The organism is Ruminococcus sp. Marseille-P328 (genome assembly GCF_964249465.1).
Lineage (GTDB): Bacteria > Bacillota > Clostridia > Lachnospirales > Lachnospiraceae > Blautia_A > Blautia_A faecis.
The window spans coordinates 44,421-56,818 of record NZ_CAXUBQ010000001.1; the positions used below are offsets into that span (position 1 = coordinate 44,421).

A 12,398-nucleotide genomic window follows, 5' to 3' on the forward strand; every position below is an offset into this window, starting at 1 on the left:
ATCTCCTTTCGTCTGTCAAAACTGCTTCCGATAGGGAATTGATGGAACTGCCCCCTGCCTGGTAACAGCCACTGCTGCCGCTTTTGTTGCCAGCTCCAGAGCTGCTTTCACGCTTTCCCCTTCACTGACCGCCGCTATATAATATCCTGTAAAGGTATCTCCAGCAGCCGTGGTATCTACCGCATTCACCTTCTTCGCCTCACAAAATACACAATTTTCCTTATCTGCGTATACAGAGCCTTTGCTTCCCAACGTCAGAATAATATGCATCTCCGGAAATTTATCCTTCAACGCTTCCAGCACCTGCTCTTTTTTCCCAGTGATCTGCTCACCTTCCACTTCGTTCAAAAGCAACGTGTCCACCAGTTCCAGCGGAAGCTCCATGATCTTTTCATCGCATGGTGAAGGGTTCAGGAAAATGCGCAGTCCTTTTTGATATGCCTTTTCCATAATGTATTTCAGCTCATTGATCTCATTTTGAAGCAGTATGATATCGCCCTTTTCAAAATACTTCAGAGTTTCGTCTACCTGCATTCCGGTAATACTTTGATTGGCTCCGCCATACAAAATAATACAATTCTGTCCTGTTTCATCTACCTGAATAATGGCATGTCCTGTTTCCAGCTCTTCTCTTATCTGTAAAAAAGAAGTGTCTGCCCCATCCTCTTCCAACTGTTTTTTTAATTGCAGTCCATCCATGCCAATTGCACCGGCATGATACACATTTGCTCCGGCTCTTGCAAGGGCTATGGACTGGTTCAGTCCTTTTCCCCCGCAAAAATGCTGTAATTTTGTAGAAGAGAGTGTTTCACCTGGCGAAACAAAATGCTGCACCTGATAGACATGATCCATATTTAAAGAACCAAAATTTAAAACCTTTGTTTTCACAATGCACTCTTCTTTCTCGCCTCACTGGCTGATTTTTTCCACATAGCAAGTACCAGAACGGTAATTGTAAAAATGTATGGAAGCATTAAAATAAATTGGGACGGAATACCATAAGACTGCAGTCTTGCTCCGATGGAATCTATGCATCCGAAGATTAACGTTCCGACCCACACCAAAATTGGATTCTGGGCACCGAAATTCATTGCTGCGATTCCCATAAATCCACGTCCGTTTGTAATATTTTCCGCAAACATTTTAGAATAGCCCAGGGACAAATGTGCACCAGCCAGCCCTCCCATAACACCAGATATAATCATTACCTGATATTTGAGCCTTCGCACATTAATTCCGGCAGTTTCAGCAGCCATTGGAAATCTGCCTACACATCTTACCCGAAGTCCCCAGGCTGTACGGAATAACAAGAACCACATGACAACTACCATGATGATGCCCAAAACCTCTGTCACACACCAATTATTCAACACTTCATTCAGGAAAATATTATTATCGAATGCTGCAATGTGGATTCTTGGGATTCCTATAATATCACTTCCGGAATAAGTTCCGGATGTTCCAAGAAAGCGTTTAATTCCAAATTTTGTGATTGCCAGTGCAAACATATTGATTGCCATGCCAATAGCACAGATATTGGCTGAATATTTGATATTGGCTACCGCCATGATCAACGCCATTACCACTCCACTGACAATCGCCATAAGAATTGCGATCAGCCAGCTTCCTGTCATAACGCTTGTGAGAACCGCTACGAAAGCCGAAGTCAGCATAATTCCTTCCGTACCGATATTCAGAATGTCTGCCTGTTGTGTAATCGTACAACAAAGAGCTGCAAACAGAATCGGTGTTGCAGATCGAATCGTTGCATAAATCAGCGTCAGATCAAATATCTTGCTCATACTGATTTTCCCCCTTCCGATTTACTGCTTTCCTGCTTCTTCTTTTTTCTCGCTGCAAATTTACCTTTCGAAAACTGAAATAAGGTTTCCATTGTTGCAAAAATGATAAACACTGCTGTGATCGTATCTACAACGGATCTTGGAACTCCTGCGAAACGTTCCATGGAAAGTGCACCTGCTTTCAGCGCTGCAACAAACAGGGACATAACAGGAACCAGTAAAATATCATTCCATACAATCAAGGAAGCAAGCATACCATCATTGGCAATGTTCAGTGAGAAGTTGTCCAGGAAATATCCATAAGATCCAAGGACCTCAATAGCACCTGCAATTCCTCCAAGAGCACCGGATACCATCATGCCCTGGATTACAACTTTTTTCACATTCACACCAAGATATTCCGCATTTTTCTTATTCAGACCTACCATCTGGAATTTCAAGCCAATTGTAGATTTGTAAATGAACCATCCAATATAAGCAATAATTGCAATACCGATAAATAAACCAAAGTTTGCCTGGCTTGGATCCAGAATCTTTGGAAGCAATGCATCATCTGTTACATTTGGTGTCTGTGGAATTCCGCTTCCTGCGGTCAACGGACCATTACATAACCAGGAACAGAAATACTTTGCCACGTAAGTTGACAAAATACATACACAGATTTCATTTACATTCCACTTCACCTTCAGAATAGCGGGAATTGCTGCCCATAATGCTCCGGCAACCATTGCCACCAGAAAACAAAACAGAATATGCAGGATTCCTGGTAAAAAGGTTACATAATGTCCAGCCCAGGCTGCTGCCATAGCGCCCAGATAAAGCTCACCTTCAATTCCAGCATTAAAGCAGTCTACCTTTGCGGCTACTGCGAAACCAAGTCCGGTAAGAAGAATCGGAACAAATTTCTGAAGTGTGGTTCCCAGATTTACTTTTCCTATAAACGCACCTTTAAAAAGCTGTACATATGCATCTAATGGATGGTAGCCTACCAGCCACATGAAAATGGCGCCTATCACCATAGACAAAAGCAATGTTAATAACAGCGTCACATAACGATTGGATTTTTTCATCCTCTCTACGCCTCCTCCCTGTTCTGTTCCGCCTGTCCCAGCATATACAGACCTACTTCTTCTTTGGTTGCAGTCTTTGCATCCAGTATTCCTGTGATTTTTCCTTCGTACATAACTACGATCCGGTCTGACATATCCATAACTTCGTCTAAATCAGCGGAAACCAGCAAAATGGCTTTTCCATCTTTTTTTACATTTTCCAGGATAGTGCGGATGGATTCAATTGCACCGATGTCAACACCTCTGGTTGGCTGTGCTGCGATCAGAAGCTCTCCACCTGCATCTACTTCACGGGCAATAACAATTTTCTGCGCATTTCCACCAGACAGAGACTGGGTAATAACTTCTGCTTTCTTAGGACGGATATCGAATTTTTCAATCAGGTCTTCTGCAAATTTCCTTACTTCTTTTTTATTCCTGTTATGATGACTGGAAAATGGTTTTTGTTCAAATTTCAATGCTGCCAGGTTATCTTCAATAGACATTGCACGATTCAAGCCACGGATGTTACGTTCTTCCGGAATATGGCTTAAGCCTGCTTCTCTGGCTTTCTTCGGTGAAAAATTGGTAATGTTTTTTCCATTTAAGATCACAGACCCTTTTTCCACTTTCCGTAAACCAGTGATTGCCTCAATCAGCTCACTCTGTCCGTTTCCGTCTACTCCGGCAATTCCGACCGTTTCTCCGGCACGCACATGGAAGGAAATTCCACGGATTTTTGAATTTTCTTTTTCACCGGAAGTCCAGAGATTCTCTACCTTTAATACGGTTTCTCCTGGTTTTACTGCGTTTTCCGACTTCACGTGGAGATTGACATTTCTTCCCACCATCAGCTTGGCAAGTTCTGTAGGATTTGTATCTTTTTTATCCACAGTTGTAATATATTTTCCGGCCCGCATGACACTGATCCTGTCTGAAATTTCCATTACCTCATTTAATTTATGAGAAATAAAAATAATAGATTTTCCATCTTTTTTCAGTTCCTGTAAAATTTCAAAAAACTTTACACATTCCTGGGGTGTCAGTACCGCAGTAGGCTCATCCATAATCAGTACATTTGCCCCACGGTACAGAGTTTTGATAATTTCAACCCTCTGTGCTTCTCCTACTGAGATCTGGTCGATACGCTTGTCCGGCTGAATTTCCATATGATAATTATCTATGTAAGTCTGGATTTTTTTCCTGGCTTCTTCGAAATTGATGGTTACACCTTTCTTCGGCTCAAATCCAAGAATCACGTTTTCCAGAACAGTCAGTTCATTTACCAACATAAACTCCTGGTGAACCATTCCAATTCCCTTTTCAATTGCTTTTCCCGGCGTCAGATTCTGCATTTTTTCTCCGCCAATTTTGATTTCACCAGCATCTGGCTGATACAGGCCATACAGCATCTTCATCATGGTCGATTTGCCAGCTCCGTTCTCTCCTATCAGGGAATGAATTTCTCCTTTTTTCAGATTAAAAAAACTATGATCTACCGCTTTTACGGCTGCAAAATTTTTTTCAATATCTGTCATTTCTACAACATAATTTTCTGCACTCATAGTAACCTTGCCCTCTTTCGCTTTTCCAGGGGACTTTCATCCCCCGAAAAAGTACCTGTCATTATTCTTTGTTTCTACTGCTCCGGTTTTCCATAGCCTTCGTAGGAATCTACTACAATCTCACCGCTGACGATTTTTTCCTTTAATTCCTCTACTTTATCAACAATATCCTGCGGGAATTCATCTCCCAGAGATTCCTTTATTACAGCGAAATCAGTAAGTCCCACACCGTCATGTGCCAGATCCATATAAGTAGAGGTTCCGCCTTCAAAGGTTCCGTCAACTACAGATTGAATGATCTGATAAGTACAGTTATCAACATTTTTGGTCATTGAGGTAAAAACAGAGCCTGGATACAGATCGTCCTGGTTTGTATCTACTCCGATTGCATATACCCCCTGCTCGCTTGCAGCTTCCAGCACACCCATACCAGTAATATTTGCTACATTCATAACAACATCTGCGCCCTGGTTGATCTGTGCATTTGCCAGTTCTTTTCCCTTTAATGCGTCTGTGAAGGTTCCTGCAAATGACTGGAGAATTTCGATATCCGGATCAATATATTTTGCCCCCTGCTCATATCCAACATAGAAATCATGCAGTACCGGAATATCCATTCCACCTACCCATCCGATTATTTTCTTATCGTTAATGCCAGGAATATCTGTTTTGGTAGTCAGCATGGCGGCTGCCGCACCAGCAAGGAAAGAGCCTTCATTCTGAGCAAACAACGTGGAAACAACATTATCACCTGCATCGCTGACTCCGTCGATCATGGCAAATTTTGTATCCGGATAATCCGGGCAGTGTTTTTTCATAATTTCTGAAAACTGTGTGGAAACACCGATTACCAGATCGTATCCTGCATCTGCCATAGCTACAAAGTTTGCCTCCCAGTCAGCTGCTTCTCCAGATTCCAGTTCCTGTACTTCTACACCAAAATCTTCAATTGCTTTCTGTGCGCCTTCATGTGCCAGGTCATTAAAGGATTTGTCCCCAAGGAATCCGGAATATACCAGTGCCACCTTCAGTGGTTCTTCCCCATCTGCATGTACTGTCATTCCAGTTCCCATAATTCCCATAATCGCTGCCATTGCAGCTGCTAATACTCTTCTCTTCATTTATTTTTCCCCCTGTAAAATTTATAAGCTTTCGTATTCCAGACTGTCATAACGTTTCAGATTGTCTTCCACGATATCCCAGAATTTCTCCACATCCAGTTTCATTGCCACTTTGGAGTTCATTGGTTTGTCTGATAAATGGAATACATCACAATTGGTACGTCCATGGCTGCAGCCTCCGGAAATATCAATCTCCGTATACATCTCTTTCACTTCCATACAGCTTGGATCGATCAGATAAGCAATTGTAGTAGGATCATGAAGCGGGCCGCCTTCCCATCCGAAGGTTCTCTTCTGTGTCATGCAGAAGAATTTCATCAGATCTACAAATAATTTTCCTGCTGTTGTCTTTACATGAGACATTCTCTCTACAATTTCCGGATAGCAAAGAGCCTGTCTGGTCAGATCCAGTCCCATCATTACCACCGGTCTTCCGCAGTGGAATACTACATAAGCAGCTTCTGCATCAGCCATAATATTAAATTCTGCTGCCGGAGTTACATTTCCATGCTGGTAAGCGCCGCCCATCAACACGATTTCATCTATTTTCTCCAGGAGGCGTGGCTCTTTCTTAATGGCCATTGCAATGTTGCTTAACGGTCCTGTTGGAACCAGTGTCACATTGTCTTCGGAATTCATCACAGTTTCAATGATAAAATCTACCGCATGTCTGGGATCCAGTTGCTTCGCCAATGGACCAAATACAGGACCATCAAGGCCGGAATCTCCGTGTACTCTCTCTTCTGTAGGAAGGGAAGGACGAACAATCGCATCTGCCAGTCCTTTACATACCGGAACATCAATGTTCAGAAACTGGCATACATTCAGGGCATTTTTTGTAACCTTTTCCAGTGTCTGATTTCCTCTTACTGTGGTAATACCAAGAAGCTCCAGCTTCGGGTTTCTTGCTGCCAGCATAATTGCTACAGCATCATCATGTCCTGGGTCGCAGTCAATAATAATTTTTCTTTTCTTATCCATTTTCTTTTTCCTCTCGCTTTCTTTGCTTTTACTTGATCTGTTCTACTGTCTCTGTTTTTGGTAAACTTTTGATAAAACGTTTTATCTCTTTCGTGTTTTCACAATACCATTGGTAAAATAAAAAGTCAAGTTTTATCATCTTTGTTTTGTTGGTTTTGTCGTATATTACAATTTTATTTATTTGTTTTTGTGTATATTTCACAGTGCTTTTGCATTGCAATTGCTGGTAATTTATGATAAACTTTTGATAAATCTTTAGTAGTGAGGTAAAGAAATGAAAATCACAATCAAAGATATTGCAGCTGCCGTGGGTGTTTCTCCCGCAACGGTATCCCTGGTTTTAAACAATCGCCCCTCCCGCATTGCAGAGGAAACCAAAGAACGGATCAAAAAAACAGCCGAAGAACTTGGTTATAAACCAAATTCTGCCGCTGTTCTTCTAAAAACCCAGAGAAGCTATACCCTGGGGCTGCTCATTCCCGAAATCTGTAACGATTACTATGGGAAATACGCAAAAGGAATGGAAGACGCCTGCCAGGCAAAAGGCTGGTCTACCTTCTTTTGCACCACCAATAACAATCCAGAGAAAGAGCGTCAATACATAGAAACTCTCCATGCAAAAAACGTAGATGGCCTTTCCATTATTACAACGCCCTCCAACCAGTCCGGTCTTTTTTCCGGCAACCGTGACCTGATCCTGTCCTATGGCATCCCCATGGTACAGATGGATATGACCGACTACCACAAGCCTGCAAACGCAGTTATTTCCGACCATTTCAAGGGCGGTTATATGGCTGCCAGGCATTTGCTTTCTCTTGGGCATACCAGGATTGCTTTTATAACCGGCCCGCAGTTTCTGGAAGGTTCTTCCAGCCGTCTGCGTGGCTGCCAGCAAGCTATGTCCGACGCAGGGATTCCCTGGAATCCTTCCCTTGTTTTTGAGGGAAATTACAGCTACGAATCTGGCTATGCAGCCATTGACAGCCTGATCAGCCAGAAATTTACTGCAGTTTTTGCCTTTAATGATCTTATGGCATACGGGGTTTATAACAGTCTGGAGAAATACAATTTACACATTCCGGATGATGTATCAGTAGTCGGTTATGATGATAATTTTACTTCTGCCATTATCAATCCGCCTTTGACAACTGTCTATCAGCCGATTTACGAAATGGGAAAAACAGCTGCGGAAATCTTAATCCATGCTGCGGAACAGCCTGATACCGAACCTGTGGTAAAAGAATTTGATCTTCAGCTGATCGTGAGAAAAAGTACCAGGGATATTCGTTGAAACGTAAAAACGAGGATACTGTAATCCGAAAATCAATTACAGTATCCTCGTTTTTTATAATTTCATTCATTTCACGTTTTTTATGATTTTATTCGTTTTACGTTTTTCAAAAATTACAATTTTCTAGAGCTTTCCATCCAGCTCCGGCAGACACATAGGTTTCTTCCCTTCCAGCTCATCTGCCATATTCAGCGCCAGTATGTTCCAGTTGATAAAACCTCCATTCATAATCGGTTCCCCGTTAAATGGATTGTAATACTCATGAAGACATCCTGTTTTCTCCAGGTCCTCTCCCAGAAGGCGCATGGTGCGCTTATACATAATTTCCGCCTCCATGCGGTATCCGTAGTTCAAAAGTCCGCGGAATACCACATAGTTTGCAACCAGCCAGATCGGGCCAAGCCAGTTGGACGGATTATTGGTAACAGACAGGTCAAACATTTTTTCATCCTTTGAAAGCGTGGTCAGACCAAAGTCAGAACCAAAGGTATCGGAATCAAAAATATGTTTCACCATATCTGCAGCCTGCTCTTTGGTAGCAATTCCTGCATACATAGGAATAAAGCCAGACCATACACGTACCTTGATCGGCAGTGTTTTCCAGAAAACACCTAGTCCCTGGTGGAACCAGTCATATTTTCTGGTCTTAACATCCACGTCAACAGAATAGAAGAAATGGTCACGCTTGTCCCAGCATTCCTGCTGAATCGCGTCAATCAGCGCCTCACGTTTCTCAAGGAGCTTCTTTGCCTCTTCCTCTTTTCCAAACTGTCTGTATAATTTCGCACCAGCTTCCAGTTCTACACACATAAAGCTGTTCAGATAAATATTGGCAGTGGAAAATGGCGGACGGCCAAAAGTAGCCGGATCATTGTCCATGCCGATCATAATATCATCCTGCCATACATACAGTCCGCTGTTTTCATGAAAATAATAGTGATCATAACATTCAAAATACTTCGCCACACCGGGAAGAAATTCTTCCGTCCAGGCATAATCACCAGTATAATCACTGATCAGGCACATCTGGCTGCAAAGGAAAGGCTTATGCATATTCATGATCTTGCCTTCCTTATGCCTCATATTCAGATAAGGCTCCGGCCAGTCTGCCACCTCGATCATCATGGGAATATATCCATCTTCCAACTGATGGTCGAAGAAATTGCGGATATTTCCCTGTGCATGCTCTATAATTCTTGGCTTCACAGACGGATCCTGGTAGGAATCCGCCAGATTCAGAAAGCCATATACGGACCAGTAAGTATCCCAGTCCCATACATTTCCATCGTAAACAGAGCCCGGATCAATAAACGGGTAACGGATAAAGCTTCGCGGATTCTTAAGCACATCCTCCGTATGAGACATTACAAATTCTTTTAATTCCTGTCTATACTGCTCTGTCCTTTTATCTTCCATAAAATCAACCCTTTACAGCTCCGGCTGTCATACCTTCCATCAGTTTCTTATTCAGTGCCATGTACAGAATCAGAAGTGGGAATACACTCATGGATACAGAAGCGAAAATTGCACCCCAGTTCTTGGATCCAAACTCATCAGAGAAGTACAGAAGTCCTGTCTGAACAGTCTTCAGTGCAGAATCACTGATGAATGTCATGGAAAACAGAAGGTCGTTCCATTTGAAGAAGAACTGAAGAACCAGTACGGTTACAATAGAGTTCTTCATAAGTGGTGTTACAATATGCCACATCAGTCTGTAAATACCACAGCCATCAATAACGGCTGCCTCCATAATATCATCCGGGAAGGAACGAAGATATCCCTGAACCAGATAAATGGACAGCGACAGACCAAATGCTATGTACGTAATGATCAGACATGTTCTGGTATTTAACAGGTTTGATCTGCTGTAAATCTGGAACAGCGGGATCAAAGCAATTGCTACCGGAATCATGATACCGAAACGGAAATACTGTGCAACTGCATTTCTGAATTTCCATTTCATCTTTGTTACAGCAAATCCTACAGTTACTGAGAAAAATACAATAAATACAAGTGCTACTAATGTAGTGATCAAACTGTTCTTAAAGAAGGTGGACATATGTCCCCTTGTCCATGCATCAGAATAGTTCTGGAAATAAAAGCCATCATTTAACGCATAAGCTGGCTTCTCACTCCACTCAGCCTGTTTCTTGAAGGATGCAGTAAGCATCCAGAATAACGGATAGATCTCAATTACGCAAAGAAGGAAAATTACAATTCCTCGAAAAGCTGCTTTTACTTTTTTCATAATATTTCCTCCTTTCAGTCTTTCACATCAAATCTGTTGATAACAAGAGATCCAACTACACAGATCAGGAAGATCACGATTGCGATAACGCTGGCGTAACCAACCTTATTATAAGTAAATGCAACGTCATACATATACATGGACAGTGATTTTGTTGCACTTCCAGGTCCGCCCTTTGTAAGAGCCATAGCAGACTCGAACATTTTTACAGTTCCGGAGAAGCTGAATACAAGGCTGGTAATTACCATCGGACGAAGAAGCGGAAGAAGAATGTTTTTAAATAACTGCCATCCACCGCAGCCGTCGATTCTGGCTGCTTCCAGGATATCATCAGAGATATCAAGGAGTGCTCCATAGAAAATTACAGAATAGAATCCCATGGCTACCCAGATATCCATTACGCACAATGCCCAGAGAGCTGTACTGGACTGGCCGATCCATGGCTGAACAAGGTTCGTAAAACCAAGAGAGTCAAGCAATGAGTTTAACAGACCATAATTTGGCTGAATCTCATATATCTTTGCAAACAGCTGACCTACTGCAACAGTAGGAAGTACTACCGGGAAGAAAACCAGAGTTCTTACGATAGTTTTGCATCTTCTCAGCCAGAATTTAAACATCAGGGAAAGTAAAAGTCCCATTCCAACCTGGCCAACGGTTACTACCAATACATATTTACAGTTTACTGTCAATGCATTTAAGAAGTTCTTGTCTCTGAAAAGTCTTGCATAATTATCAAATCCGGCAAATTCCCACTGAAGTCCCGGGCTGCCGCTGAAGAATGAATAATACAACGACCAGATAACCGGTACCATTACAATAATGGTGTAAATAATCAGTGCCGGAACTACGAAAAGGGATATCGCTTTCTTATTACCTAATACCTTGTTCATAAAATTCCTTCCTTTCTGTGTCAAAAACCATTAAAATTTCGAATTTTTTCAACAAAAACGGGAGTGTCTGCTGGCAAACACTCCCATTTGAAGTTCAAAGCTTATATTGCCAAAGCTGTTACTTACTGCATGTCATATACATCCTGAATGGACTGCATATATTCTTCGCCAGTCATTTCGCCGTTTAACAGAGGCTGTACATTTTCCTGAGCTGTCTTGGAGATTTCGCTAGGCATTTTTGCTTCCCACCATGCAAATCCTTCTGTGGATTTGTCAATCTCGTCAAGAACAAGCTTGGTGTAGTTATCCATATCATCTGCTGCAACATCATATGTGTAACCTTTAACAGTTCCCTGATCTTCCATAGCTACGTTTCCGATGTTCTCCATGAAGTATTTCAGGAACCAGCCAGTAGCCTCATCATATTTGTCATTGTCAAGTGCAAGAATGTTACCACAGTTCATAGAGTAAGAAGTAGCGGAGCTGATGGACTCATCTGCAACCGGAATGTTGAAGAATCCGATTCCGTCCTCGCCTGCCGGGTTCTGGGAATCATCAGTCAGGTTCTGTGTAAACCAGGAACCATTGTAGAAGATGGCTGCTTTTCCACTCATCAGCATGGAACCAGCTGTGTTCATATCAACTGTTGTGATACCTTCTCCGAAGTATCCTTTCTCTGCCCACTCTGCAATCTTATCAGCTGCTGCAACAAGTTTCTCATCTGTATAAGGAACTTCGCCGTCAGCTGCTTTTGTCATAATGTCGTTTCCTGCGGTTCTTACTGCGTATGCATTGATCAGACGGGTTGCACCCCATTTGTCAGATCCGCCGGTTGTAAGAGGCTGGATACCTGCATCGGAAAGTTTCTGAAGAACCTCTTCAAACTCATCCCATGTAGTAGGAACTTCGCATCCTGCCTGCTCGAACAGGGCTTTGTTGTACCAGAAGCCTTCTACGTTCAGTCCAAGAGGAAGATCATAAAGATCATCTGTTCCGGATAATCCTTTCAGAAGCTCAACAGCACCGCTGTTTAAATAATCTGCTGTTCCGATCTCGTCAACAGCTTCTGTAATATTTTTAACCTTTCCGGAATCGATGAGAACGCTGAGCGGAGCACCTGCTTCGTAAGCGAACAGATCCGGAAGATCATTGGATGCTGCAAGTGTAGCAATTTTCTGCTGAAGGTTGTCAGAAGCAACCATCTCATATTCCCATGTAAAATTCGGGTTTACATTTTTCTGATAGTCTTCGCAGATTTTATTTAACAGCATACCATTGTCATTATCTTCTGCCCAGATGGTAAGGATTTTGATGTTTTTCTCAAGCTGCGGATCCTCTCCTGAGTAATCTGCTGCAAATGTAGGAACTGCAAACATGGTACTTGCTGTTAATGCTGCCATTAAAATAGCTAATGCTCTCTTTTTCATTATAAATTCCTCCAGAATTTT

11 protein-coding genes are annotated in these 12,398 nt (G+C 42.2%); 1 reads left to right on the top strand and 10 read right to left on the bottom strand.

Going from position 1 to position 12,398, the window contains the following annotated elements; genetic code table 11:
• Positions 1-15: 15 nt before the first annotated feature.
• The 6 genes from ACESTK_RS00185 to ACESTK_RS00210 all read right to left on the bottom strand — a co-directional run bounded on the left by ACESTK_RS00185 (position 16) and on the right by ACESTK_RS00210 (position 6,518).
• Entirely contained in the window at positions 16-888 is an 873-nt protein-coding gene (locus tag ACESTK_RS00185) for a ribokinase (RefSeq protein ID WP_279254374.1), read from the bottom strand.
• A complete protein-coding gene (locus ACESTK_RS00190) occupies positions 885-1,802 on the bottom strand; it encodes an ABC transporter permease (protein ID WP_373118097.1) in 918 nt (305 codons plus the stop codon). Before ACESTK_RS00190 ends, ACESTK_RS00185 begins: the two co-directional genes overlap by 4 nt.
• Positions 1,799-2,872, bottom strand: coding sequence for an ABC transporter permease (locus ACESTK_RS00195; protein WP_118577662.1), 1,074 nt, complete (start codon positions 2,870-2,872; stop codon positions 1,799-1,801). The genes ACESTK_RS00190 and ACESTK_RS00195 overlap by 4 nt, the downstream gene beginning before the upstream one ends.
• 5 nt (positions 2,873-2,877) lie before the next feature.
• Entirely contained in the window at positions 2,878-4,416 is a 1,539-nt protein-coding gene (locus ACESTK_RS00200; RefSeq protein WP_118577663.1) for an ABC transporter ATP-binding protein, read from the bottom strand.
• 74 nt (positions 4,417-4,490) lie between these two features.
• Positions 4,491-5,537 carry a BMP family protein gene (locus ACESTK_RS00205; protein WP_187565267.1) on the bottom strand — a complete coding sequence of 349 codons (1,047 nt, stop codon included), beginning with the start codon at positions 5,535-5,537 and terminating at the stop codon, positions 4,491-4,493.
• Positions 5,538-5,558: 21 nt separating this feature from the next.
• Complete coding sequence (locus ACESTK_RS00210) at positions 5,559-6,518, bottom strand: nucleoside hydrolase (RefSeq protein ID WP_373118100.1); 960 nt, start codon at positions 6,516-6,518, stop codon at positions 5,559-5,561.
• Positions 6,519-6,792: 274 nt separating this feature from the next.
• On the opposite strand from ACESTK_RS00210, the gene ACESTK_RS00215 reads away from it, so the two are divergent.
• On the top strand, positions 6,793-7,809 hold the full coding sequence (locus ACESTK_RS00215; RefSeq protein ID WP_373118103.1) for a LacI family DNA-binding transcriptional regulator: 1,017 nt from the start codon (positions 6,793-6,795) through the stop codon (positions 7,807-7,809).
• Between the two features lie 123 nt (positions 7,810-7,932).
• Here the strand turns inward: ACESTK_RS00215 and ACESTK_RS00220 are convergent, their stop codons facing one another.
• The 4 genes from ACESTK_RS00220 to ACESTK_RS00235 all read right to left on the bottom strand — a co-directional run bounded on the left by ACESTK_RS00220 (position 7,933) and on the right by ACESTK_RS00235 (position 12,377).
• On the bottom strand, positions 7,933-9,225 hold the full coding sequence (locus ACESTK_RS00220) for a trehalase family glycosidase (protein WP_373118106.1): 1,293 nt from the start codon (positions 9,223-9,225) through the stop codon (positions 7,933-7,935).
• 4 nt (positions 9,226-9,229) lie between these two features.
• On the bottom strand, positions 9,230-10,057 hold the full coding sequence (locus ACESTK_RS00225; protein ID WP_118577667.1) for a carbohydrate ABC transporter permease: 828 nt from the start codon (positions 10,055-10,057) through the stop codon (positions 9,230-9,232).
• Positions 10,058-10,071: 14 nt separating this feature from the next.
• The gene (locus ACESTK_RS00230) at positions 10,072-10,950 is read right to left on the bottom strand and encodes a carbohydrate ABC transporter permease (RefSeq protein ID WP_118577668.1); all 879 of its coding nucleotides are present in this window, start codon (positions 10,948-10,950) and stop codon (positions 10,072-10,074) included.
• A gap of 122 nt (positions 10,951-11,072) precedes the next feature.
• Positions 11,073-12,377: an ABC transporter substrate-binding protein gene (locus ACESTK_RS00235; RefSeq protein ID WP_118577669.1), complete on the bottom strand. Its 1,305-nt coding sequence runs from the start codon at positions 12,375-12,377 to the stop codon at positions 11,073-11,075.
• Between the last annotated feature and the right edge of the window lie 21 nt (positions 12,378-12,398).